Annotated in this window: 20 protein-coding genes and 2 pseudogenes; 10 read left to right on the forward strand and 12 right to left on the reverse strand. The window is 65.7% G+C overall.

Going from position 1 to position 24,797, the window contains the following annotated elements; translation table 11 throughout:
• Positions 1–72: 72 nt before the first annotated feature.
• The 7 genes and pseudogenes from DN051_RS47620 to DN051_RS45510 form a co-directional block, all read left to right on the forward strand.
• Positions 73–534: pseudogene (locus tag DN051_RS47620) on the forward strand (pentapeptide repeat-containing protein); the annotation flags it as partial.
• 173 nt (positions 535–707) lie between these two features.
• Positions 708–1,271 (forward strand): hypothetical protein, encoded by a 564-nt coding sequence (locus DN051_RS47625; RefSeq protein ID WP_342781516.1) that lies wholly within the window; start codon positions 708–710, stop codon positions 1,269–1,271.
• A gap of 103 nt (positions 1,272–1,374) precedes the next feature.
• Positions 1,375–1,926: a hypothetical protein gene (locus tag DN051_RS45505; RefSeq protein ID WP_162624731.1), complete on the forward strand. Its 552-nt coding sequence runs from the start codon at positions 1,375–1,377 to the stop codon at positions 1,924–1,926.
• Positions 1,927–2,059: 133 nt separating this feature from the next.
• Positions 2,060–2,917 (forward strand): IS5 family transposase, encoded by an 858-nt coding sequence (locus DN051_RS40350; protein ID WP_112437553.1) that lies wholly within the window; start codon positions 2,060–2,062, stop codon positions 2,915–2,917.
• Positions 2,918–2,951: 34 nt separating this feature from the next.
• On the forward strand, positions 2,952–3,455 hold the full coding sequence (locus tag DN051_RS40355; protein ID WP_112437552.1) for a hypothetical protein: 504 nt from the start codon (positions 2,952–2,954) through the stop codon (positions 3,453–3,455).
• 147 nt (positions 3,456–3,602) lie between these two features.
• Positions 3,603–4,070, forward strand: coding sequence for a DUF5959 family protein (locus DN051_RS40360; RefSeq protein ID WP_112437551.1), 468 nt, complete (start codon positions 3,603–3,605; stop codon positions 4,068–4,070).
• Between the two features lie 652 nt (positions 4,071–4,722).
• On the forward strand, positions 4,723–4,884 hold the full coding sequence (locus DN051_RS45510; RefSeq protein WP_162624730.1) for a hypothetical protein: 162 nt from the start codon (positions 4,723–4,725) through the stop codon (positions 4,882–4,884).
• Between the two features lie 162 nt (positions 4,885–5,046).
• Here DN051_RS45510 and DN051_RS46915 read toward each other — a convergent pair whose 3' ends face one another.
• The 11 genes from DN051_RS46915 to DN051_RS40415 all read right to left on the reverse strand — a co-directional run bounded on the left by DN051_RS46915 (position 5,047) and on the right by DN051_RS40415 (position 11,764).
• On the reverse strand, positions 5,047–5,733 hold the full coding sequence (locus DN051_RS46915; RefSeq protein WP_246040800.1) for a hypothetical protein: 687 nt from the start codon (positions 5,731–5,733) through the stop codon (positions 5,047–5,049).
• A 574-nt stretch (positions 5,734–6,307) separates the two neighbouring features.
• Positions 6,308–6,631 (reverse strand): hypothetical protein, encoded by a 324-nt coding sequence (locus DN051_RS40370; protein ID WP_112437549.1) that lies wholly within the window; start codon positions 6,629–6,631, stop codon positions 6,308–6,310.
• Between the two features lie 107 nt (positions 6,632–6,738).
• Complete coding sequence (locus DN051_RS40375; protein WP_112441899.1) at positions 6,739–7,770, reverse strand: hypothetical protein; 1,032 nt, start codon at positions 7,768–7,770, stop codon at positions 6,739–6,741.
• A 464-nt stretch (positions 7,771–8,234) separates the two neighbouring features.
• Positions 8,235–8,696 (reverse strand): hypothetical protein, encoded by a 462-nt coding sequence (locus DN051_RS40385; RefSeq protein ID WP_246040801.1) that lies wholly within the window; start codon positions 8,694–8,696, stop codon positions 8,235–8,237.
• Positions 8,697–8,780: 84 nt separating this feature from the next.
• Positions 8,781–9,242, reverse strand: a complete 462-nt coding sequence (locus DN051_RS40390) for a hypothetical protein (protein ID WP_112437548.1) — start codon at positions 9,240–9,242, stop codon at positions 8,781–8,783.
• Positions 9,229–9,471, reverse strand: a complete 243-nt coding sequence (locus tag DN051_RS46015) for a hypothetical protein (protein WP_199315031.1) — start codon at positions 9,469–9,471, stop codon at positions 9,229–9,231. The genes DN051_RS40390 and DN051_RS46015 overlap by 14 nt, the downstream gene beginning before the upstream one ends.
• A 255-nt stretch (positions 9,472–9,726) precedes the next feature.
• Complete coding sequence (locus DN051_RS40400) at positions 9,727–10,272, reverse strand: hypothetical protein (protein WP_112437547.1); 546 nt, start codon at positions 10,270–10,272, stop codon at positions 9,727–9,729.
• The gene (locus tag DN051_RS45515; protein ID WP_162624729.1) at positions 10,269–10,823 is read right to left on the reverse strand and encodes an integrase; all 555 of its coding nucleotides are present in this window, start codon (positions 10,821–10,823) and stop codon (positions 10,269–10,271) included. Before DN051_RS45515 ends, DN051_RS40400 begins: the two co-directional genes overlap by 4 nt.
• 13 nt (positions 10,824–10,836) lie before the next feature.
• Positions 10,837–11,340, reverse strand: coding sequence for a hypothetical protein (locus DN051_RS40405; protein WP_112437546.1), 504 nt, complete (start codon positions 11,338–11,340; stop codon positions 10,837–10,839).
• Entirely contained in the window at positions 11,337–11,585 is a 249-nt protein-coding gene (locus DN051_RS40410) for a DNA ligase-like domain-containing protein (protein ID WP_112437545.1), read from the reverse strand. Before DN051_RS40410 ends, DN051_RS40405 begins: the two co-directional genes overlap by 4 nt.
• A complete protein-coding gene (locus DN051_RS40415; protein ID WP_162624728.1) occupies positions 11,582–11,764 on the reverse strand; it encodes a DNA ligase-like domain-containing protein in 183 nt (60 codons plus the stop codon). The genes DN051_RS40410 and DN051_RS40415 overlap by 4 nt, the downstream gene beginning before the upstream one ends.
• Before the next feature lie 801 nt (positions 11,765–12,565).
• On the opposite strand from DN051_RS40415, the gene DN051_RS40425 reads away from it, so the two are divergent.
• The 3 genes from DN051_RS40425 to DN051_RS48005 all read left to right on the forward strand — a co-directional run bounded on the left by DN051_RS40425 (position 12,566) and on the right by DN051_RS48005 (position 23,802).
• Positions 12,566–16,321 carry a laminin G domain-containing protein gene (locus tag DN051_RS40425; RefSeq protein WP_246040802.1) on the forward strand — a complete coding sequence of 1,252 codons (3,756 nt, stop codon included), beginning with the start codon at positions 12,566–12,568 and terminating at the stop codon, positions 16,319–16,321.
• Between the two features lie 195 nt (positions 16,322–16,516).
• The gene (locus tag DN051_RS40430; protein ID WP_112441894.1) at positions 16,517–23,410 is read left to right on the forward strand and encodes a polymorphic toxin-type HINT domain-containing protein; all 6,894 of its coding nucleotides are present in this window, start codon (positions 16,517–16,519) and stop codon (positions 23,408–23,410) included.
• A gap of 68 nt (positions 23,411–23,478) precedes the next feature.
• Positions 23,479–23,802, forward strand: a complete 324-nt coding sequence (locus tag DN051_RS48005) for a DUF5958 family protein (protein ID WP_425471800.1) — start codon at positions 23,479–23,481, stop codon at positions 23,800–23,802.
• A gap of 137 nt (positions 23,803–23,939) precedes the next feature.
• On the opposite strand, the pseudogene DN051_RS46920 reads toward DN051_RS48005, so the two are convergent.
• A pseudogene (locus DN051_RS46920) lies at positions 23,940–24,454 on the reverse strand (tyrosine-type recombinase/integrase); the annotation flags it as partial.
• Positions 24,455–24,797: the final 343 nt, after the last annotated feature.

Here is a 24,797-nt window from a genome sequence, read left to right on the forward strand (position 1 = left end):
CCCACCCAGCCCGAATCACAACAGCAGCCCGCCTGAACCCACTTGCAGAGGGTTACGGTGCTGGCTATGGCAATGTCCCCGGCCGCACCCCCGGCCCCGTCCTGGCTGCACTGCGCTCACGGCGCGGATCCGGCCACCGATCCCATTGGCTGCCGCGGTATTCATGTCCCAGGCCATACCGCCTGCCTCGCCCACCTGAACGGCACCGACCGCGACACCTACCTGGCGGGTCTGACACCCGGCTCCGACATCGACCACCGCGGCACCCCCTTCACCGAAGACCTCCTGAACCGACTCCTGAACGCCCCTCACGACCCCATCACCCCCCACCCCCACTTCGGTGCCACCAAGTTCGAAGGAGCGCAGTTCTCCGGCGACGCTGGGTTCGACGACGCGCAGTTTTTCGGTGACGCCGGGTTCGGCGGGGCGCAGCTTTCCGGCGAAACCGCTTTTATTAGGGCGCAGTTCACCGGCGGCGTCGCGTTTATCAGGGCGGAGTTTTCCGGCTCCGCCATGTTCGGCGGGGCGGAGTTCTCGGGCGACGCCTGGTTCAGCGGGGTGCAGTTCTCAGGCACCGCCGGGTTCGTCGGGGCGCAGTTCTTGGTGGCTTCACGGTGGGGGCCGGCTGTCTGTGTGGGATCGCTGGATCTGTCGGGTGCGGTGTTCGGGGCGCCGGTGACGCTGGAGATCGCGGCGCGTGAGGTGGCTTGTGCCACACCCCTGACCCCGAAGATGTCGCCGCCCTGTACCGGCAGCTCCGCAAAGCCTTCGAGGACGGCAAGAACGAACCCGGTGCCGCCGAGTTCTACTACTGCGAATGCGAGATGCGCCGCCACGACCGCGCCGGCACCCCCAGAGTCGAACGCGGCCTGCTGTGGGCCTACTGGCTGCTGTCCGGCTACGGCCTGCGCGCCGCGCGCGCCCTGGGCTGGCTCGCCGCCGCCATGCTGCTCACGATCATGCTGCTGATGGGCTACGGCCTGCCGGGTTCCTCCCCGAAACAGGAAGCGACCGGTACCGTCCCGCCCGGCGGGGCAAGGTCAGTCACGTTCACGATCGACAAAGACGACCCGCAGAACCCGACTGGGGACAGGTTCACCGGCAAGCGGTTCGAGAAGGCCCTGAACATCACGCTCAACTCCGTGGTCTTCCGCTCCAGCGGCCAGGACCTGACTACCGCCGGCGCCTACATCGAGATGACCTCCCGCCTCCTGGAACCCGCCCTCCTGGCCCTCGCCGTCCTCGCCATCCGCGGACGCATCAAACGCTGACCCACCGCCACCGCGCCTGCTTGATCCGCGTGCGCTGCGAGATTCGAACCACTCGCGATCAGTTCGCGCCTGGAACTAAATGGGAGAGTGATGAACAGTGAAAATGTCCGAAGAGTGGGATTGGGAATCCCTTACGACCCTGAGCATTCCCTCGAGTCAACTTCGAAAGCACCTCGGACGACTGCTCGGAATGGATGCAGAGGAGCGAAACCGTGCACGCGGGGTACTCTACTGTGAGGTTGCCAATCAGGGGTATCTGTATGATGCCGCTGCTCCGTGTGTCGACATCATAGCGGAGCACGTAGAGTCCGGAGGGGGCCTTAGTTCAAACTCTGTCGACGTGCTTGAATCGATCCTTAACGCCAGACATCCGGGCCTCAACGTAGCTATTGGTGGAGTCGCGGTGGATGTGGCTGAATACTGCAGAAAGAGAATCCTTGATATTCTTCCAGAGATTCTCCGAAAAGCCGATGGCGAGGATATAGAACTCTTCCGAGAGGTTTGCTTCCTGATTCCTCAGTTGGCCGACTCGTCACAGGAAGTGATTGAGTTCCTCAGCCTTTCGGTTTCGCGATTTGAAGGCGAATTGCTGCGCATCTCCAGTGAGGCTTTGGAAGAGGCCCGGGAAGTTCAACGCGAAGGACACATGCCCTAATATCGACAGCAAATAGTAAGCTCCGTCAGGTGTGTCCTGGCGGGTTACTGTAGAACTCCTAACGCAGTGCCCCGTGTGAGACGGCGTTTGAGATCTGCGGTGTCTCGTTGCTGGGGCGCTCGTTGAGCTCACTGTGAGCGGTGGTGGGGGCGGGTATCCGTCGGACCTGACGGATGAGCAGTGGGCACTGGTGGAGCCGTTGCTCCCGCCAGCGCGGGTGGGCCCGAAGGGTGGTCGGCGGGAGAAGCACCCGCGGCGGCGGATCCTCGACGCGATCTTCTACGTGGTGCGGACCGGGTGTTCCTGGCGGCAGCTGCCGAAGGATTTCGCACCGTGGCCGACGGTGTACTGGTACTTCACGTGGTGGCACGACGACGGCGCTGTCGAGCGCATCCATGACGCCCTGCGCAGCAGGGTCCGTGAAGCCGACGGCCGCGACGCGGAGCCGAGCGCGGGCCTGATCGATTCACAGTCGGTTCGGTCGGCCGACACAGTGCCCGTGGGAACCAGAGGGTTCGATGCGGGGAAGAAAGTGAAGGGCCGCAAACGGTTCATCGTCACCGACACCCTCGGCCTGCTTCTGGCGGTCCAGGTGGTCGCAGCGAACATCCAGGACCGTGACGGCGCGAAGCGTTCGTTGCTGTGGACCCGCCTGGACCACCCGGGCGTGCAGAAGATCTGGGCCGACCAAGGCTTCGCCGGACGCCTTGTGGAGTGGACCAGTGCTGTCCTCGGCCGCGAGCTGGAGATTGTGCGCAAGGCCCCGGGCCAGCGCGGTTTCCAGGTCCAGCCGAAGCGGTGGGCGGTCGAGCGCACACTCTCGTGGATCACCTCTCACCGGCGCCTGGCCCGCGACTACGAAACCAGTCCGGCCAGGTCAGAGACCATGATCCGCTGGGCGATGATCGGCATCATGGTCCGTCGGCTCACTCGAGGCCGGCCAGCCTCACGCCCAGGACCCCGTCCACTCTCGTTCAAGCCTGGCCTGTGAGTGGTTCCGTCGAGGTGTCTGGTTGGATTCGCGCATGGGCAACGGCAGCCACAAGGAGTCAGGTCTCTCCAAGAGCACCTGGAGCGACGCAGATTTCGAAGAGATGGGGTGGCATGACGCCACCATCCACGGCTTGTCCGTCCAGCCGACCGACGACCTCCTGCCGCGTCTTCTTTTCGACCTCGACTACATCGTCCGCTGGGTCCACCCGGTCCCGCCCGCAACCCATTTTTCGTTCTGGGTCTCTCCGGTGACACTCGTCTTCGAAGATGTCTTCGACCTTGAGGGCGACCTCGACTTCAAGGGTTTTGCTGTGGACTTGGAGGTCGACAGGGTGCACCGGCTGGTGCCGGATGATGCCCGTCCGAACTTTGCGCCCTGTCCGCTTTGGCACATTGAAGGCCACGCGTTTGACTTGAAGTTCCGGGCCTCGGGCTTCCGTCAGTACTTCCGGCAGGCCCCGAGTCTCGTATCCCGGCAGGCATTGCCCTATGCCGAACGCGGGGGTTGTGGCTTCACCGAACTTGGCTTCAGCTGACTGGTGACCTGCCGAGGCATCTGCCGACAGTGAGCACAGCGACCGCGTCGGCACAACTTGGGCTGGCCAGATCTCAAACGCGGTCTGAGCCTGGGTGCTGGTACGCGTGCATCATGACGGCAGTCGATGTGAACGTGGGGAGCGGAGATGGCCGAGGACAGCACCGTGGATCTCATTTGCCTGGCCGACGAAGAGAGCAGTCTCATGGTTCGGGTACTGAGCCGCCACATGCCCGGGGTGCTGCCGTGGCACGACTTCCTCGACGCCGAGATCGTCGTCACGAGCGGGTTCGCCCAGGGACGCCTGGATGTTTGCCTGGCCCCGGACGACTTGGACAGCTGGTCAAAGGTCCTGCGCACGCTCGCCGCCGGGCGGGACGCCGCATGGATGGACGACGGACGCAACCCCGAGATCCGATTCGAACCGTCCAGCCAGAACGGGATCGCCGCGGTCGTGGTGGAAGACTTTGCCAGAACGGGGACGTCGGTCCGGGTTCCGGTACGTCTGGCTGATGGATGGGCCGATGACCATAACGAACGGCTGCAGCGCGTCAGGGCGACCTGGCCTCAGGAAGTTGTGCAGACCTCCCCAGGAGCCTACGAGTGGCGGCGCTGAGCTGCTGTGAGCCGACGCCACGCCAACAGATGAGCGCGCAGGCCAGGGTGCGCGTCGTCGGGAGCCTTCGCGCCGGCCCGGCCGCTGAAGCGCCGGGCCGTGCAGACCGCCCGGGCCCCCGGACAGGGCGACGTCGCAGCGGTCCGTTCAGAGGCCGCAGGCGTCCACTGCGGTGAGGCCCCGGCCACGCCCGGGCCGGACGACTCTCCGGCCGGGGCGCAGCGGTTCCGCCCAGCGCACTGCCACGCCGCTCGTAGGGTGCGGGTATGACCGACCCCGCGCCGTTTTGCCCGCCAAGCCGACCGGCTCATCACCGCTCTCCGGCAGGGCTAGGCGGTCGACGCTGCGGCGACGAGTCTCGGCCTCGACCTGCCTGCGGTGTGGACCCGAGCGCGTACGGACACCCGGCTCACGATCGCTCTCGCCGGCCGCGACCCCGACGCTGTCGAGGAACGCGTTCGGACCGCGCGGGCCGACTTCCTGCGTCTGCTCGCCCTCGGCGTACCGCCCGGCCGGGCCGAGCTCATCCTCGGCTTCGCGCACACGAGCGGGTGGCGCAGCGACGACCCGTTCGCGAAGGCCTGCGACGCCGTGGCCGCGGCATCCGCCCCGTACGCGCAACACTGGACAGACGCGCCTCACCCCGACGCGGGTGGCGCTGTTTTTGGAGGAGCTGAGCAAGCCGGGCACGACGGTCCTCGCGGCCGCGGTCGGCGTGACCACGCCCGCCATCTACCAACGGCGGCGCCGTGACAAGGGCTTCGCCACGGCGATGGACCAGGCGCGCGAGGCTGGCCGGCAGGCCGTCACCTGACCCGCGTCACCGTCACCACTTCCCTGATGCTTGGGTGGGTTCAAGCGTCAGGAGCGATCGCGGTTGACAAGCACCTCGCCCCAGGCCATCCCGGTCGCCGACAACGTCGTCCCACTCCGCCCGCCCGTCACCTGACTGCACGTTAGACCCCGCATTATCGCCTTAGTGCATCATCTCCGCATGGGGGTGTTCGGGGTCTGCCGGGCAGATGTAGAGCTGCTGGTCGGAGCCGTCGGCGAGCTGGATGGCGGTTGGTTGCCTGGGAGCAGGGTTGACGTTGACGGGGGTGGCGTGGGCCTTGGCGGGGATGTGACCGCGAAGCTGGACTTCCCTTCCTTGGGCGCGGAAGAAGTCGATCAATTCCTGCCCCTCCGGGCCTATGCCGTTGGAGGTCGGACTCGTGCGTTCGCGGTCTTCACACGCTTCGTCGGGGATCCAGCTGCTGCTGTTGGCCAGGCTCTCGTACGAGGCGATGGTCAGCAGGGCGTCCATGTCGCTACCGCAGGCAGGGCAGAGCCGGGGGACGGGGTCGGTGGCGCTCCAGCGGGGCCATCCGCCGACCTTCCAGCCGGGTGCGCTGGCCAGCTCTTGGTCGTAGTAGACCCCCGCGGACGACGCGTACTCCTCCACATCCGCCACGACCGTCTGCCATGTGGTCCAAGTCCCGATCCGCTCCCGATGCTCCTTGCTCAGCTCCAGATGGTCGGGATACTCCGTGACCTGCTCCGGGTAGAGCAAACACGGCTCGGGCAGGTAGCCGTCGGACTGCATCACGGCCGGCTCAGGGGGCGTGGTGAGGATGTCGGTGACAGTGGCTGCCGAGCGCCAGAACACCGCAGTTCGCGGCATCGCCTGGTGGTCAAAGGGACACCACAGGACTTGGAGCAGGTCTGCACCTTCCGGCGCGTGCAGATCGGGTACGTCTCGTGCGTACAGCTGCGCGACGGGCAACATCGCTATGGGCCCCTCATAGCGGGTCACCGTGGGCTTCAGCGGATACTCCCGTGAGGGGCGGATTCGTTCCAGAGTCTCCCGTTCCCGTACGGTCAGGGCCCTGCCGCGCGCGACGGCACATATCTGCCGTTCCAGTCTCACGTCTGCCGGAGACTGGCCCGGACCGGACCCGCGCACCACATGCGGTCCTTCGCAGTGCGGCCACGGTTCGTCAACGGGCCACAACAGCGGTCCACCGATGGAACTGTCCTGATGCGACGGCGCCCCAGGTCGGGGGTGCAACCGGGTAGCGGTGCGTGCCAGGGGTACCAGTTGGGGGAAGAGCCCGGCGACGTCGAAGGGCCGTGGTGGCGTGGTCGGAGTACTGGTCATAGCCGCGATCTTGCCAACTGCCTCTGACAATGCCGCTTGCAGCCGCACCGATGCGTGTACAGATCTGGACACTCGGACGAAACTTGCTGTCACTGGCCTACTCCGGCGTTGCTGAACCCAAGAACTTGACAGGGAACACCACGGCGTGCCGCGTCGTGCCCGCCAGGACCTCGACCACGGCGTCGACGTCGACCGCGTTGTACGCGTCTCCGCCGCTGGTGCGCGCCCTGCGGGCCGGTCCCGCCCCGGTGAGGACCTGGGCGACGTGCGCGGCCAGGGGCGCCGTCAGGGTCTGCGAGAGGGCCGTACGCCCGTCCGGGAGTCGCACGGCCAGGTGCCGGGGCCGGACCGCGGTGCCGTTGTAGCCGACGACGGCCGCGTCGACGGTTTCCGCGTGGCGGACCTTCTGCCTTAACTGCACCAGGGCATCTCGTTCAATCTGGCGGTGAGCTTGGGCTGTTTTCCGCGCAGCCGGCGTGCGCGGCCACCGACACTAGGGATCGAGCACTGCTGGCTGGTTTTTCACCGTCAGGGGCGCGGGGCCCATGGGTCGTCGTAATACTCAGGGTCGGGCTGGTCGGGGTGGAGCATCTTTCGTACGCAGCGGTGCAGTCCCGTTTCGCCGGATCCGCTGGCAGCAGCCATCCAGGGCAGGGCCTCCATGGCGTGGGCGCGCTCGTCGGTGGCGAGGGCATCGACGGCGGCGCGCAAGTCGTCGGGGACGGGTTCGTCGGTGAGGCAGAGCCAGGCGACCGTGGCGGCCAGCCGGGATTCCGGCGCCTGTGACGGGTCCCGCCACTGTTCGTGCAGCCATGCGGTGATCGGCGAGTAAGGGTGGGTTCGGGTGGCTTCGGCGGTGGCGAGGACCAAGGCGGCACAGACGATCGGGTCCTGCTCGGCGTCGAACCGGGCGCGGAAGGAGGTACGGACCGCTCGGTCGGGATCTGCGGCAGCGGCCAGTGTGTAGGCGGCGTGGATGCGTATCGACGGGTCGGGGTCGCCGAGAAGGGGCTGCAAGAGAGCAATGTCGGCGGTGATCGCTGCTCGGGCGGCGGCGACCGACCAGCCCGCAGGGTAACCGGTCACCTCAACGCCGTAGGCGTCGTACGGATCGCCGTCCTGGAGGTCGGCGCGATGGAGTAGCAGTTCGTCGCGGGAGGCCACGCAGAAGTAGCGGGCGCGCGCCGGGGCGGAGGCCTCTGCGAGCGCGCCGGCACGATAAGGGTGGCGGGTATCGGCGGCGATGCGGATCAGGAACGGCACAGCGAGAACGGTCGCGGCCCGCATGTCATTGGCACACATTCCATCCACAACGCCTGCTCCGGTGCGAACAGGCGAGTCGTTCGTGTGCAGCAGGTGAACGGCTTCCCTGACACGATCCCCCTGCGGGAAATGCTCCCACGGGACTTGGTCGAGGAGGAATCCGTCCTTGGCTTCGGGCCGGATGGTGGCCACCACTGTCCGAACGTCGAACCGTCCGCCCACGAACGAGGACAGTTCTGCCCCGTCCACCAACGCCCGGCACATCGCAAACGTCGGATCGGTCCGCCATTCGCCCACGTCACACCCCACCGCCAAGTCCAACCGGAGCCGATCATGCCACCTTCAGGTCCGCCTGTTCGAAGCCGTCAGCAGCCGCGGCCAGCAGTCGTCAGCCTCTCCGCCCCCTGCGCGGGAGGGTGCTTGAGTGCCTGATCCCCCTACTGGCTAGCGCGACGTGCTACCGGGGGAATGGCCAGGTCAACGGTTCGGGGCATGCTGGCCAGCCGCCTCGCTTCGACATGCTTCTGCCGCAGCAGCGTCAAGGTCAGATCGATGCCCTCGATCTTGCCGAGCCAGCCTTTCAGCCTCGGCACGGGCCCGGCGTGCGATCAGATCAGTCTCGACCTCCTCCAGACGGAAGGCCATCTGCGGATTGACCCGCAGGACCGGGCAGCGGATGCAGGCTTATCTGAACTATCGCTCGGGCCCCGCCGAATGAGCTGTCGAGCTCATCCCTGCCGGTAGGCGCGGGCCTCACGACTTCAGCACATCTTCCCGATCTTCAATGCTCTCGCCCGCTCTCCACGGTTCTCCGGGCGGATGCGCTCGGCCAGGCACTGCCGGTGGGAGATGATGGTGTGGCTTCCTGGACCGTCGCTGCTGCGCGAGTCCAGGACGAGGGCGTCTCCACCTGGGCCCAACGTGATCGGTTCACCACAGAAGTCGCAGCTCCAGACCAGCGACTCCAGGTCAGCAGGTCGGATGGTGAGCCGCACTGATACCGGCGGATGCCAGCGGTGGATTTGCTGGATCACTGCATCGATCTGTGAACCGATGGGTGGAAAGAGCGCGAGTAGTTCGTCGTGGCTGCTCGTGGTCTGGGAGAACTGCTGGATCATGTCGATAGAGGCCGACAGACCAGCGTTCTCGTAACCAACGATCTCAACGAGCACACCCCATGGGTGATGGCTGAGGACCCTGGCCTGCACCTTCTGGCCAGGCATGAGCGCCAGACTCTCCGTCTCGAATCTTTCCAAGAACCGCTTCCCCAACCCTTAGCCCAGCAGGCCGCGACTGGTGGCGCTCGCTCACGCGCGCGTGTCGTCGACGTCGGAGCCGATCGTCGCGCTCAGGGCTTGCAAAGCGTCATCGTATTGGTGACGGTCGAACTGGAACGGACCGAATGCCACATAGTCGCGGGCCTTGCGGTGCGGTTGCTCAAAGCCGTCCCAGATCACGAAGTCGGCCGTCGCGGTGATGCGGGCCATGAGGGGCCAGCATCCCCACTCGCCGCATTCGCAACCGAGAACGGGTGTCTTCGGCCCCATCGCCTTGGTGGACAGTCCGAGGAAGTGATCCTGCATCGGGCCGAACCGGAAGAACTCCGGGATCAGACCGCCGTAGGCGTCGCCTGCGGGCTGCATCCCGGCGGCGATCTCGAACCCGTCGACGAGCTCGGTGAGTGGTGTTCCGTCGATGCGGGGGACGATCACGAGCGGGCCGCCGTCGCCACGGTGCTGGCAGTCGAACCGGATGTCATTGCTGGTCATCCAGTGATTGTGCCAGCGAAGCTGTTCCCTCCGCCTGAGTGGGTTGAGCTGCGGCTATGCGCGGCATGCCGAGGTCGATCGCCGTGCCGCCGGAAGCTCGTCGGCCCATCTGAGCAAGTTTGTCTTCGGCTTCAGCCAGGCTGACCCGGAACCCCTCGACCTCCCCGAGCCAGCCCTCGCGCTCGGCCTCGGCGATGCGGGCGACGAGGTTGTCGCGGATCTCCTCCAACCGGCCACGCTGGGCCGGGTCCGGCCGGAGGAGCGAGCAACGAACGCAAGCTTATCCGAACTAGTCCAGACGGCCTGGCGAGGTCGGATCGCAGTCGAGTCACTGAAAGTAGTGGGCAGAAACATTGGTACTCGGCAGCATCCGAGCGTGTCGCGCCGTGGCACGGCCGCAGTCATCGAGGTCGCGCCGCCTTGCACCTGCGCCCACTTCACGAGTGTCCAGGTATGAGGGCGGGAACCCCACGGCCGTCATTGCTTAAGGGAGCTCAGGCAATGGTCCGGGGGTCTTCGGGTAGCAGCCCTCTTCAAGCCGGAAGAGGTACTTCCGGAGGTCCACGCCGAGCCCTTCGGTGATGTAGGCGGCAAAGTCCCTCAGCCCCTCTGCGGCTTCCCTCTCGTCAGACCTGTCGCTGGACGACCATGTGGGCAGGAGGGGCTCCAGGTACTCGGTGACCCGCCGACGGTCGCGCCACCAGTCCCGAACGGCCTCGGGTGTCCATCGGCTGTCGCCGTCGCAGGCATAGCCGCGGTACGGATCTTCCTGGGCTGCTGTCACCAGGTTCAGGACCTCGGCCGTGGTCGCCGGCTGGCGATACACGTACTCGCCGAAGTACTCGCCGCCGCAGAGCACATGACGCGGTGCGTGCAGCCGGCCCGTCCAACAGTTATCGGCGATTCCGGTATAGAAGGGGCCAGGAACGTTCAACCAGAGCCGGTCCTCCCAACGCCCGCCGAACGACGCCTCGGGCTCGCCTTCTGGAAGCGCCGCTATCGGTTCCCAGCACAACTCTTCGTAGCTCATCCGCGAAGCTTAGGATCCGATGGGAAGGATCTCTCAACGTCTGCGACGCTGCTTCGTCCGGTGTCGCGTCGGATGTCGGGCATGCCGAGGTGGACCGTGGACGGCTGAGTTGCACGCTCGCGCATGGCCTCCAGCTTCTGCGCGGCGGCGGCCATGGTGGTCTCGATGGCGGCGACCTCACCGAGCCAGCCCTGGTCGCGGGCCTCCTGGAGGCGGTCGACGAGGTTGGCGTGGATCCCCTGCAGACGTGGCATCTGGGCCGGGTCCACGAGAAGTAGGGGGCATCTGACACAGGCGTTTTCATGCTGGCACGAGGTCGCGTAGTCGCGGCTGCTGGTTCCCAGGGCTACCTTGCGGAGTTCGAAATGGGCCAGGAACTCGTCCCACTCGGTGGCGGTGAGCTCGCGGTACTCCTCGCTGGGTCGCTCGGTTCTGCGACGAGCGATGAAGGCCCGATGATGGGAGATCACGTCCTCCGGGTAGATCGCTAACGGTGGAGTCGGGTATTGGAACTGTCCGAATACCCTGCCGATGCGGGAACCTGTGGGCATGGGTTGAGGGATCTCAGCGGCGTGCGAAGGCCGTGACAGCTTGGCGGAGCTGTTCGAGGAAGTGGATCAGGGTTGGTGCGGACACCTTGAAGTCGTCGAACCAGGATGCCGTGGTGGACCGGTGCACTCTTCCGTGGCTATCGAGGGCGAACAGGATGCCTCCGCCATCGCTGCCGAACACGACGCCAGTGGCGTGCGCGGTGACGCGGACGGGGCCGTACTGGTCGATGTCGTTGAGCACCTGAGCAGGTGTGTGCACGAAGTATCCGTGATCGATATCAGGTAGCGACAGCTCGGCGATCGTGGCGTAGAGGCTGATCAGCTCTTGGGGCATGTCCACGACCTCCTTGAGCTGTGCTGCCGCAGCTCGGCTCTCCTCATCGGCCAGGAACACTTCGTTGTCGCCTGGCGGATAGCCGAAGGTGTCCTCGAAGCTGCGAAGCGTCGTCCCGAGCGTGGCGGTGATCTCCTGCTGCCAGGTGGTGAGCCAGTCGGCGGAGAGGTTCGAGGCGGTCATTGAGAGTGCTGCTCTCTGTTGTCGGCGGGCGGGGCGATCTGCTGGCTGGCGCGTTGACTAACGTAGGACCATCCGCGGGTGTCTCCCAGGTCGGGGTGGCTGAGGATGTCGAACACCGCGTAGTGCGCCGGGTGGTGCTCCGCGAGGGCACGGGCCCGCGCCGGCGTCGAGGCCGCCCTGGACTGCGCGGCGCCGAAGTCGATGCGCCCGGAGACGTACACGATCCCCTCGCCGTCGAGGATCACGCCCGGGGGAGTTGCATCCCTGCGAGCGCCAGGTCGAGCCACTGGGGCGTGACGTCCCGCCCGGACCGGGTCTGCAACCGGACCGTCTGCGCCGTACGCCACATGACCAGCCGATGGCCGTCCATCTTCGGCTCGTAGTGAAGGTCCGCACCGACGGGCAGCGTCCACCATAGTGCCAACACCCTCCTCACACCCCAGGACACGACATTTAGCCAGAAGGATCCTTGAAGGCGTGAAAATTGAGAGCGGTGGTCGTCCGTCGACGTCGACCGAGCCTTGGGCCGGTAGCCCGCGTGAAAGTCTGATGCCGGAGTCGGCCCGAGGGGCCATGCGCTGTTGCCACGAGCACGCCGTTCAGACTCCCGCTCTCCCCTCCCGCTCCCGGGCGGCAGCTGCCTGTCGGTCGCACTACGACGCACTCCCCGAGGTCTGCTTCCGGCCCCTCGCCCGGGCCCTGACCTCCAGTGGTCGCGGGTACGACGAGGACTTGGATGAGTCCGTCTTTGACCACCCCAGATGGCCGGTTGTGGACGACTGGCTCAAGTACGGCGACGACGGTCCCGTCCAGCTACGGACCGAGGCTTTCGCGCCATCCGCCGACTCGAGCCGGACCACCGGTAACGACACGTGAGGTTCGGAGTGCGAAGGGCACCCTCAACCACCAGGATCAGCCTTTAAGTTGAAACGCCTCCTGCATCGCTTCCCAAAGCGGGACAGCCTGCACGATATGCTCTCCACGCGCCACGGTAGAGACGGTCGGCCTTCCCTCAGCACCCGATGTCGGGATCGATGACGCGTCAGTGGAATGGTGTTCCTCAAGTCTGTCTTGTGAAGTTTGATGCTATTTCAGTGGCGGGTCCGGTAATGACTGCTGGAGCATCGGATTTTGCTTGACAGTTACCCGTTCATGCTTTGTCATTTGCTCACCTGTGGCGATCTTGTGGGCAAGGGGTGGGGCAGTGGGGGATGGGGGGCTGCGGTTGCGGGAAATCCGCGGGCGGCGGGCGGGACTTGTGTGGCTGACGGCGCTTGCGGTTCTGGTGGCGACACCCGCCGTTGTTCCGGTGCTGGGCGCTGCGCCGGCAGTGGCAGCTGGAAGCGGAAGCGGTCCACTTTCCGCGTCGGAGCGGGCGCAGCAGCAGGCTCAGGTGTCGGGTGAGCCGGTCGAGGTTGTGGGCGAGCGCACCGAACGGGAGACGGTCTTCGCCAACCCCGATGGTGAAACGTTCACGCTGAACAAGTCGATCGTTCCGGTGCGTGTGGAGAAGCCCGGCGGCGGGTGGACTGAGCCGGATGCGACGTTGGTGAGGCGCGCAGACGGATCGGTTGGTCCGAAGGCTGCTGCGGTGGATTTGTCGTTCTCGCCTGGCGGTGACGGCGAGGACTTGGTGACCATCGGTGAGGATGGCCAGTCGGTCACCTTGGGGTGGCCGGGCGATCTGCCGGAGCCGCGTATCGAGGGGCAGCGGGCCGTCTACGAGAATGTGCGCCCGGATGTGAACCTGATTCTCACCGCAACTGTGGAGGGCTTCCGGCAGGTCCTGGAAGTCAAGACCCTTGCGGCAGCCAAGGACCCTGAGCTCAGCTCGCTGGAGTACAGCTTGGACGTCGACGGGTTGCGTGTGCGGGAGGGCGCAGTCGGCAGCCTGGAGGTGCTGGACGGCAACGGCCAGGTCGTCTTCCGCTCCCCTTCCGCCCGTATGTGGAACTCCGCCGGCGATGCTGCAACCGCTGCCGCAGGCGACGGCCCGGGGACACAGACCCTTGCCGTGCTGCCTCTGGCGCAAGGCGGGCAGGAGGAGACGCCGAGCGAGACAGGGGGGCACCCGGCGGGGCCGGCGGAGGAAGGCGATCCGCTCGCCGGGCCAGGTGCGGGTGATGAGGCTGCCGTGATGGACGTTGACCTGAGTGAAGGCGCTGTCACTGTCACCCCGGACAGCGACCTGATCGAGGCTACGACGAGCGCGGAACTCCCACTGTATATCGATCCGTCGGTTGAGCTGAACGAGTCAGAGCGCACCGTGCTGTCCTCCGATGGCGACAGCTTCTACAACTTCTCAGGTGGCGCGAATGGCATGAGCGTGGGCCGCTGCAGCTCCGCGGTGATCGGCGGCTACATCTACTACTGCACCACCGGCGCTGCCTACACCAACCGGATGTACTTCGAGTTCACACCGGGCAGTCTGAAGGGCAAGCACGTCCTGGGCGCACGGTTTGAGGTCACGGAGACGTGGTCGTTCTCGTGTGACGCGCGCTGGGTCGATCTTGAGCGTACGGACGGCATCTCCTCGTCCTCCCGGTGGCCCGGGCCAGGAGGGCCGAAGTCCGACAACTCCTGGGACCAGATGGGGGACCGTAACGTGTCCGCCGGCCGGGGAGGCGCGTGCGAACCGGCGCAGCCTCGCGCCCCGATCACGTTCCAGGACAACCCCGAAGAAGCGGATGAGAACCTGACACCGACCGTCAAGGCGTTCGCGGACGGGAAATTCGCCACGCTCACCTTGATGCTGAAGGCGAAGGACGAGTCAGACCCGATCGCCTGGAAACGGTTCGACGACGACGCGGTCATCGTGGTCACGTACGTGGGCGAGCCCTCAGTCCCCACCGATTACGGGCTGGACAGCGGCACGACTGAGATCTGCTCCAAGAGCGCATCCGCGCCGACGATATGGACGGACCCCACGCCAAGTCTCGCAGCCACCCCGCAGACGGCCTCGGGCGGGCAGAGCGGTGCGTCGCTGCGGGTGTACTTCGACCTGGACGTGCAGAACTCTGCCGACGGCACCTGGTCAGATGCCAAGGAGCCCAGTTCAGGCTCAGAGGCGCCGACTTCCGGCTATGTCGGTGACGGGGTGGCTCAGAGCAAGCTGTGGGACGCGGAGCTGGCAGACAGCAGGCAGTACCGGTACCGGGCAGTTACCCGCTCCTACTACAACGGGGGACAGGACAAACTGACCAGCGGCTGGACTCCGTTCTGCTACTTCACAGTGGACAGTTCGGTGCCCAATCCGCCGACGATCACCTTTACCTCCGTGTACAGCGCCTGCATCCCGGGCTCTTGCACTTTCGCAGGTAAGCCCAATGAACCGGGAACCGTGAGGTTCGGGCCGGCTTCCGGTGACGTGAATGCCGCCTACCGGTACAAGCTGTCCACGGACAGTACGTGGCGGCCCTGGAGGACCGGGGCGACAGTCACAGAGACGATTACACCGATAGATTCCGGCACGATCACTCTGACCGTCCAGGCCAAAGACGCAGTCGGACATGAGGGTGCGTGGAATGCCGTTCGCTTCCTGGTCGGTGAGAGTGACGGCCCGGTCGGCTGGTGGACGTTCAATGAGGCGGGGGGCGCTGCGGTGGACGTGTCCGCTTCCGAGTCGGCCTACCGCGATGATGCGACGATCAGCGGTGGCTCTCGAGTGGACACCGGCCGCCGCGGCGTTGTCACGGAGAACAATGTGACCGGTCAGGACAAGGCTCTGAACCTTGGCGGTCAGGCCTATGCCGCGACGGCCAGGAAGGTGCTGGAGACACAGGCGTCGTACTCGGTGGCAGCGTGGGTGCGACTGGGCGCTACCGGCACCACTCAGACGGTCCTGGGCCAGGATGGCACCTACTACAGCCCCTTCTTCCTCGGCTACTGCGCCGGCAGTAACCGGTGGTGCCTGCGTCTGGCCGACTCCGACGCCGCCACCACCGCGCTGGATAACCAGCGGGTCGACTCGCTGGAGACCCCGCAGACGAAGGTGTGGACCCATCTGGCCGCAGTCATCGACACCGGTGCCAAAACGCTCACGCTGTATGTCAACGGTGCCAAGCAGGGCAGTGACACCCTCACCACCAACGCCTGGTCGGCCGACGGTGCACTGCAGATGGGCCGGGTGAAGTACAAAGGCTCCTACGTTGACCATTTCTCCGGTGACGTAGACGAGATCAAGGTATGGCAAGAGGTCAAGAACGAACTGCAGGTCGCGAACGAGGCCAGCCTGAAGGACGCCAGCGGAAAGGCGTTCATGGAACTGGTAGCCGAGTACAAACCTGAGGGCGCCACCGGCACGTCCCTGCCCGACCTGAGCGGATATGGCAACACACTCAGCCTGTCCTCCGGCGCTTCCCTGGACGGCGACGCGCTGATCCTCGACGGCACGACGGGAGCGGCAACCGCCTCCCGCCCCGTCGTGGCCGACACCGGCTCGTTCACCGTAGCTACGAAGGCCGAGGTCTCCGCCCGAAGCCTTCTCGACAAGCCCGACGGCTACAAAGCTCAGGTACTGGGCCAGCGCACCGCGAGCGGCTCTTCGTGGAGCCTTTGGACGGAGAAGACGGGGACGAAGGATGAGCCAGCGCTCGACGACGAGGGCAACCCGGTCTACGACGACGAAGGCAATCCGGTGATGCGGACTGAACCGCTGGCCCGCTGGTACTTCGGGCGCCTGACAGCCGATGGCAGTGGCACATCGGTGGTCAGTGAGGAAGATGCCGTCCTGGACTCCGATGTCAGCCTTGTCGGTGCCTACGACGCGCTCACCCGCACGATCACCCTCTATGTCGGCAGTGGCCCTCAGGGCGAACCTGTGGCCTACACAGCTGTTGTCGGCAGCGGGGAGTTCGCCGCAGGCAAGGGCTGGACGAACGGTGCCTGGAGTCATCACCTGCCCGGCCGGCTCACCGACATCCGCCTGTGGGCGGGCGCGGTGAAGGACGCAAGCCAGGTGGAAAGCACCGTCGGCTACTGATCCGCCCGCCGTGTGCTGTCCGTGCTTCAGCAGCCGAGCGGACGGCAGACGGCCTGCAGTTTGCCTGCTCACCCCATGGCGCCCGGTCACGCACCGGCTGCCCTTTCCTACGGAGCGCTTGCTGTGTCTTCTCGCCTGATCCGCCCTCGCCTTCGTGGCCGGCGTACGGCGCTGACCGTGTTGCTCGCCGCGATCATGTCGGTTCCCGTGCCGCTCACGCCGCTTGCCGCGGCCGCTGAGATGCCGGGCCGCCCGGATGTGCCCGAGGTCAAGCCGACCCGCGTGGTGGAGGTGACCTCTCCCAGAGCCAAAGCGGCCCGGGACAGGGCGGCCCAGCATCGCAAAGGCAACCAGCGGCTGATCGATTCAGCCCGTGCTGAGCGCCGCACCGCGTGGCCGAAGCCGTCGGCGACCGAGCACAGACTGACGAGAACTGCGAAAAGTGACGCCGTCGTCACGGTGAACAGCGTTGGAGGCGCTGCATCTTCGCGCCAGGCACGTGCGCGCGCCGCAGGCGAGGTGAAGGTCACTGTCCTGGACCAGAAAGCAGCACGACGAGCCGGCGTGACCGGCGTGCTCTTCACCCTCCAGGCCGAGCAGACCGGGGCCGCCGAAGTCACAGTCGACTACAGCACCTTCGCCTCTGCGGTCGGGGGCAACTGGTCCTCCAGACTAGGCCTGGCCACCCTGCCCGCCTGCGCACTGACCACCCCGCACAAGAAGCAGTGCCGCACCCTGGCAGCGGAGACGGCTGCCACCAACAACATCAACGCTGAAACCGTCACCGCCCGCACCTCCATCGCGGGGAGCGCAGACAAGACACCGACGGTCATGGCACTCACGGCCGCCTCGACCGCTGCAGGCGCCGGTGATTTCAAGGCAACACCGTTGTCCGCGTCCGCCACATGGCAGGCGGGCAGCTCCTCCGGGGCGTTCACCTGGTCGTACCCCATCACCACGCCCCCTGCCGCAGCGGGCCCCGCCCCGTCACTGGCCCTGTCGTACGACTCGGGCAGCATCGACGGGCGCACCGCCAACACCAACAACCAGGGCTCGATGGTAGGCGAGGGCTTCGAGATCACCTCTTCCTACATCGAACGCAAGTACACGTCCTGCGACGACGACGGCCAGACCGACAAGTTCGACCTGTGCTGGAAGTACGACAACGCCTCCCTCGTGCTGAACGGCAACGCCACCGAACTCGTCCAGGACGACACCAGCGGTGCGTGGCACCTCAAGGACGACAACGCCTCCAAGGTGGTCAGGCTCACCGGGGGTGACAGCAACGACGAAAACGGCGAGTACTGGCAGCTCACCACCTCGGACGGCACCACCTACACATTCGGCCTCAACAAGCTCTCCGGCGCCGGCAGCGAGCGGACGAACTCCGTGTGGACCGTGCCGGTCTTCGGCGACGACAGTGGCGAGCCGGGCTACTCCAAAGGCACCGAATTCAAAGACCGCTCCGAGGTCCAGGCATGGCGCTGGAATCTTGACCAGGTCACCGACGTGCACGGCAACGCCTCCACCTACTCGTACGCAGCGGAGGACAACCACTACGCCAAGAACGGCGACACCACCGCACTGGCCCCCTACACCCGCGGCGGCCGCCTGGAGGAAATCCGCTACGGCCAGCGCTCCGACACCCTGTTCACCGCACCGGCCTCCGACAAGATCACCTTCACCTACAAGGAGCGATGCACCGCCACCAACTGCTCCTCACTGACCGCCGACACCGCGGACAACTGGCCTGACGTCCCGTTCGACACCATCTGCTCAGCCAGCGCCACGGACTGCCAGTCCACCGGCCCTACCTTCTTCACACGCAAGCGACTGACCGGCATCGACACCTACTTCTGGTCACGTGCCGCCGAACCCGACGCCTTCAAGCCGGTCGACAGCTACACCCTGGAGCAGGAGTTCTTCGACGGGCAGGACATCGGCAACAGCTCCGACCAGGTCCTCACCCTCACCTCGCTGACCCGCACCGGCAAGGACGGCACCGCCCTGTCCGTACCGGCCATCGAGTTCCTGTACCAGCAGCGCCCCAACCGGGTGGCCGGCGGTACCCAGCCCGGCGGCGGCAACATCGTTCCCCTGACCCGTCCGCGCATCGTGTCGGTCACCTCGGAAACTGGCGCGATCACCTCGGTGACTCTCTCCGAACCGGAGTGCGTCCGCAGCAGCAACATGCCAGCGGCCGAAGACAACAACAGCCTCTCCTGCTACCCGGTCTACTGGGCCATCAACGGCGGCGAAACCCAGCTGGACTGGTTCCACAAGTACCGCGTCACCTCCATCACCACCAACGACCCTGCCGCGGGCAACCCCGGCACCCAGCTGTCCTACGACTACGACACCCCGGGCTGGCACTACAACGACGACCCCTTCACCAAAGAGAAGGAACGCACCTGGTCGATCTGGCGCGGCTACCAGAAAGTCACCACCTACGCCGGCGATGCCGGAACCACCCGGTCCAAGAACGTCAAGCTGTTCATGCAGGGCATGAACGCCGACAAGCGCAAGGACGGCACCACCCGGAGCGCCGTCATCAAGGGCATCGACCTCGACAACGTCGCCGACAATGACCCCGCGACCACCTACGACGACCTCGACGTCGCCGACTGGACGGACCACGACTGGCTGGCGGGACAACTGCGCCAGGAGATCACCTACAACGGTGCCGCCACCGCCATCTCCACCGCCGTCCACAACCCCTGGGCCCACCAGACAGCCAGCCAGAAGAAGTCGTACGCCCACATCAAGTCCTACTTCGTCAACAAGGCCCGCACCTACAGCCACACCTACCTGACCACGGCCCAAAAATGGCGGACCACCGCCACCTCCTACACCTACGACACGACCTACGGCACGACCAACACGGTCGAGGACCACGGTGCCTGGTCCACGAGCGGTGACGAAACCTGCACCCGCACCTGGTACGCCCGCGACCCCGACAAGGGCCCGACCAACCTGGTCTCACGCACCCGCACCGTCGCAAAACCCTGCGCGAACACCGACAACACGCTCAGCCTCCCCGCCAACTCGGACACCCGCGGTGACGTGCTGTCCGACACCGCCGTCGTCTACGACAACCCCGCCGCGACCGGATGGTCCCCTGACCAGATCCCCACGTTGGGCCTGCCAACCTGGACCGGCCGAGCCAAGGCCTATCCGGCCGCCTCCGGCACCGCCGACCGCAATCCCCTGCCCACCACCGGCTGGCAGACCGTCACCACCACCACCTACGACACCGCCACCGCCAAGCTCGGCCGACCGCTGACCACCACAGATGCCAAGGGCCGCACCACCACCACTTACTACCCAGCCGCCGACGGCCCGCTGGCCACACAGGTCGTCACCACCCCGAAGCTCGCCTCCAACGGACAGGCCCACCAGACCAGCACCAACTACAACCCGGCCCGGGGCACCGTCAACTACACCCTCGACGCCAACCTCAAGCGCACCGACCACACCTACGACGCCCTCGGCCGCATCACCGCAACCTGGCTGCCCGGCCGCTCAAAGACCGCTGATACCCCCCACGCCAAGTTCGCCTACGGCCTCACACGCAACGAGGCTCCCTGGACGTCGGTAGCAACCCTCAAACCGGATGGCACCAGCTACGACACCACCTACAGCCTCTACGACGCCCAGCTGCGTCCCATCCAGGTCCAGGCACCGTCCCCGCTCGGCGGGCGCATCCTGACCGACACCCGCTACGACAGCCGCGGACTCGCGTACGAGACCTACGCCGACATCTACGACACCACCAGCGGCCCCAGCGGGGCCTACGCGCAAGCCGCCTACGGCGGCGGCGCACAGACCCAGATCCAGCACGACGGCGCCGGACGACCCACCACTACGGAATTCCTCGTCGACGGCGCAAAGAAGTGGGAAACGACCACCACCCACACCGGCGACTCGACCGCCACCAGCGCCCCCACCGGCGGCAACGCAACCCGCACCATCACCGACCCCCTCGGCCGCACCACAGAAACCCGCACCTACGCCGGCACCCAGCCCAACGACACCGCCTACGGCGCCGCGTCCGGCACGTCCTACACCAATGTCCGCTACACCCACACACGCGACGGCAAACCGGACACCATCACCGGCCCGGACAGCACCACCTGGTCCTACACCTACGACCTGTTCGGCCGCACAGTGAAGACCGTGGACCCCGACAAGGGCACCACGACGACCAGCTACACCGACCTCGATCAGATCGACAGCACCACGGACGACGAGGACCGCACACTCCTCTACTCCTACGACGAACACGGCCGCAAGACCGGTCTGTGGCACACCAGCCGCACCGACACCAACCAGCTCGCCGCGTGGACATACGACACCGTCCTCAAGGGGCAGCCCACTGCCTCCATCCGCTATGAGAACGGCAACACCACCACCGGCAAGGCCTACACCAAGCAAGTCACCTCCTACGACAACCGCTACCGGCCTACCGCCACCACACTCACACTCCCCGCCGACGACCCGCTGGTGACCTCAAAAGCGGTAGAACCCACCACCACCTTCCAGACCGACTACCGGCTGGACGGCTCAGTCGCCACCACCCGCGAACCCGCCGCCGCAGGCCTTGCCTCCGAGCTGCTGACCCACCGCTACAACAGCGCCGGACTCCAAACCGAACTGTCCGGCACCACCGGCTACCTGCTCGCTGCCGACTACACCGAACTCGGACAGGTCGGACAGCTCCAACTCGGCACGTCCACCGCCGAAGGAACCAAACGAGTCTTCCTCACCAACACCTACGAACGTGGCACCGGACGCCTGCTGGCCGCCGCGACCGACGACCAGACCCGCGGCCCCGTCCAAGACCTCACCTACGCCTACGACCCCGCCGGCAACGTCACGGCCATCACCGATGCCGCCAACATCGGCACCGGCACCGACAACCAGTGCTTCACCTACGACGCATACCGCCGCCTGAGCCAAACCTGGACCCCCAAGACCGCAGACTGCGCGACTTCTGGCCGCACCACCGCAAACCTAGGCGGCCCCGCCCCGTACTGGACCAGCTACACCTACACCGCTTCAGGCCAGCGAAAGACCGAACAACAGCACTTCGGTACCTCCGCCACCACGACCCACTGCTATGACACCGCCCGCCCACACGCCCTGACCGCCACCACGACCACGGGCAACTGCACCGGCATCACCCCGCAGTACACCTACGACGACACGGGCAACACCGAAACACGCGTCCAGGAGAACGGCTCCACCACCACCCAGACCCTCAACTGGAACAAGGAAGGCAAACTCGCCCGCCTCACCGACAGCACCTCAGCCACCTCCACCAACTACCTATACGACGCCGACGGCGAACTCCTCATCCGCCGAGACAACGCCACCGACGGTGAAACGGTCCTCTACCTCGGCGCCACAGAGGTGCACCTCAAGACCGGCAAGAAGTGGGCGAACCGGTACTACACCGCAGCCGGCGCCACCATCGCCCTCCGCACCAACGAAACCGGCAGCGAGAAACTGACCTTCCTCGCCGGTGACCACCACGGCACCAGCACCGTTGCCATCACCGGCGACGCCAGCCAAGCCCTCAGCAAGCGCTACAGCACACCCTTCGGCAAGAACCGCGGCCAGACGACCGGCGTCTGGCCGGACGACAAGGCCTTCCTCGGCATGACAGCCGACCACCAAACAGGCCTCACCCACATTGGCGCGCGGGAATACGACCCCAGCACTGGCCAATTCATCAGCGTCGACCCACTCCTCCAGCTCAACCTGCACCAGACGCTGAACGGATACAGCTACGGAGCGCAAAACCCGGCAACATACCCCGACCCCAGCGGAATGGGTCTCGCCTGCGGAGAGGGCAACGGCTTCGACACGCCCTGCCCCGATAACGACACCAACGGTGACGGCGTCACAAACCCCGGATATCCAAACACCAACGTCAAAGATACGAACATCACCTGGCAGGACGAAGGCCTTCAGAATGAGGACGCGAACGGGGACGGTTACATCACCCTGCTCCCGGGTGTCCACATTCCCGCGGAGTGGCATGGAACGGCCCAGTTCACTCAGCTTTTCTACGGCAAGCTGAGCGAAAGTCACTACGGGATCTGGATCTACGCCGACCATCCTGAAGAGCCGTCTCTGCAGGTATCAGTGAGCGCAGCACTGACCAGCGCATGCCATGCCACTGGATGCCCTGACGAGAAGAAATTCTTCTTCAACTTCTTCGCCCAGAACGTGGTTGCGGGAATCTTTGAAGGGGGTGTAAAGGGTCGGCCCGGCCTCGGAAAGCTGCCAAAGAGTCGCAAGGGAAACTGCACACAATGCTTCCTTGCGGGCACAGAAGTCCTCATGGCCGACGGCACAACGAAGGACATCGAAAACGTCCGAATCGGTGACAAGGTCCTGGCTGCGGACCCGGAAACGGGTGAGGTTGCCCCACGTAAGGTCTCTCGGCTCATTCGCACCGACGAGGACAAGAAATTCAACGAACTGTCCATCACAACCGAGCAAGGGATCGAGGAGCTTACCGCAACCTACGAGCACCCCTTCTGGTCACCCTCCGAGAGACGGTGGGTTGAGGCTCAGCAACTCAAGCCTGGCATGACGCTCCTCACGGACGATGCCCGAACGGTAGTCGTCACAGCCAACAGGCCCTTCACTCAGCATGCCGTAACATACAACCTCACGATCGACGGATTGCACACGTATTATGTGCTGGCTGGACAGACTCCGGTCTTGGTTCATAATTCCAACGGCTGGTGTGGCCCTGGCCTTCGGACGGCATCGGAAGCGGGGATCAGCCCGAATGATGCAAAGCGAATCCAGAATGCCGCCAATAAGTCCGGGCAGCCAATCATCGTGGTTGGGAGTCGCGCGAACGGAACACCCAACGCGGCGTCCGACTGGGATTACATCCTGTCCGGTCCGTCCAGAACTCGTCACGGTGTCAAGAATTCACTTCCGCGGGGAACAGGCGATGGTGAAGGGAGCGGGCGTGGTAGAGACTTCTGGCAGAGCTACAATCCGAACCGCCCGGACTATGCAGAGGTGGACAGAAGCAGGCCGTACGTTGTCTTCGAGCCCAGGTGAGCACTTTGCGAGCATCAGAGCGGATCATCAACGAGTTTGCCCAGGGGCTCCGAAGCCTGGAAGACGCTGTGGCTTGGTTCTCTTCGCTGGAGCAGGTTGATCAGAAAGCGGTGCTGCATGAGGTTGTTCGCTACGTCATACAAGCCCATGCAACGGTGAATGACGCGCGTGAAGGACTCCTGCGATCAGGCGTTAAGCCGACCATGACCCCGGCAGTGTTGATTGTTCGAGAGCCAATTCTCGAACAAATGGGGAAGATCATAAATCTTCCCCCCGGTGAGTACGTGAAGTCCTGGCGCGTCCTCTTGGCGACATTCGCTGTGGCTGACACGCGACGAAGAGAAGCGGAGTGCCGAGGAACTTGTAGCCACGCCTGGCACAACCTGTCGTAGGTGCCAGCGCTGCTGGTGCCCCCGATGGGGAAATGTTCGAGGATTTCCGAGTTCTCTCGGACACGAATTGGGAGCCCCCGCCGAATCGGTAATCGGTGGAGGCTCCCACGTGTTTGACGGCAACGCTGACGGCAACGTCAGCGGACGTCGGCTGCGGCGGGTGGGTCGTCAGGGCCGTCATCCTCGACGTTGAGCACGTCATTGAGGGTGTCGATGGCTTGGCGTTGGAGGCGGAGGCGTACGTGTAGACGGTGGCGGTGACGCCGATGTGGGCGTGGCCGAGGAGTTCCTTGATCACGATGAGTTCGACGCCCTGTTCCGGGAGCAGGGTGGCGCTGGAGTGCCGGAGGTCGTGGAAGCGGATGCGGCGGAGGCCGGCCTTGCGGAGGAGCGCGATGAAAGTGCGGGTGAGGTTGGTTGGGTCGATCGGTCGGCCCTGCACCGTGGTGAAGACGTGCCCGTCGTGCCGCGACGTGGTGCCTACGGCTTCCTGTTCGCGCTGCTGCTCGTGGTGGAGCTTCAGCGACTGGACGCAGCGGGTGGGGAGAGCGATGCGGCGCTCGGACGCCCGCGTCTTGGTGGGCAGCGTGGTGAGCCCGCCTGCGGCGGTTCGCTGCAAGGTTCGGCGGATTGCGGCGGTGCCCGCGTCAAGGCGGCCCGCTGTCGCGGGCCGCGCGCGCTCCGGCCCTGCGGGGCCGCCGCCGCTCTCCGCCCCGCAGGCGACGGCCCCGCCGGTCCGGGCGCGCAACAGCCAGCACCGCAAACCACCTGGGGCGCTGCCCCAGACCCCGGCCCTCCCTCCGAGGGGCAGGGGGCCGAGTGCCGGGTGCGGCTTCGTCGTGGTGAGTGGTCGCGGGGCGCGGGTGGGGTCCCTCGTCGCCCGGTCACCGGAGGCGTACCAGGAACCCCCGGGGTCCGCCAAGGCCGAGCGCAAGCGTCACGGGGTGAGCCTTGGCGGCCCCCGGAGAACCCTGGTCCGGCGAAGCTGCCCGACC

It is taken from the genome of Streptomyces cadmiisoli (genome assembly GCF_003261055.1).
Lineage (GTDB): Bacteria > Actinomycetota > Actinomycetes > Streptomycetales > Streptomycetaceae > Streptomyces > Streptomyces cadmiisoli.

Bases quoted from the DNA above. Each gene is read 5' to 3' on its own strand.
- DN051_RS45505 (WP_162624731.1), top strand. From the start codon at position 1,375: ATGTCCGAAGAGTGGGATTGGGAATCCCTTACGACCCTGAGCATTCCC.
- DN051_RS40355 (WP_112437552.1), top strand. From the start codon at position 2,952: ATGGGCAACGGCAGCCACAAGGAGTCAGGTCTCTCCAAGAGCACCTGG.
- DN051_RS40360 (WP_112437551.1), top strand. From the start codon at position 3,603: ATGGCCGAGGACAGCACCGTGGATCTCATTTGCCTGGCCGACGAAGAG.
- DN051_RS46915 (WP_246040800.1), bottom strand. From the start codon at position 5,733: ATGCCGCGAACTGCGGTGTTCTGGCGCTCGGCAGCCACTGTCACCGAC.
- DN051_RS40385 (WP_246040801.1), bottom strand. From the start codon at position 8,696: ATGCCTGGCCAGAAGGTGCAGGCCAGGGTCCTCAGCCATCACCCATGG.
- DN051_RS40390 (WP_112437548.1), bottom strand. From the start codon at position 9,242: ATGACCAGCAATGACATCCGGTTCGACTGCCAGCACCGTGGCGACGGC.
- DN051_RS40400 (WP_112437547.1), bottom strand. From the start codon at position 10,272: ATGAGCTACGAAGAGTTGTGCTGGGAACCGATAGCGGCGCTTCCAGAA.
- DN051_RS45515 (WP_162624729.1), bottom strand. From the start codon at position 10,823: ATGCCCACAGGTTCCCGCATCGGCAGGGTATTCGGACAGTTCCAATAC.
- DN051_RS40405 (WP_112437546.1), bottom strand. From the start codon at position 11,340: ATGACCGCCTCGAACCTCTCCGCCGACTGGCTCACCACCTGGCAGCAG.
- DN051_RS40430 (WP_112441894.1), top strand. From the start codon at position 16,517: ATGTCGGTTCCCGTGCCGCTCACGCCGCTTGCCGCGGCCGCTGAGATG.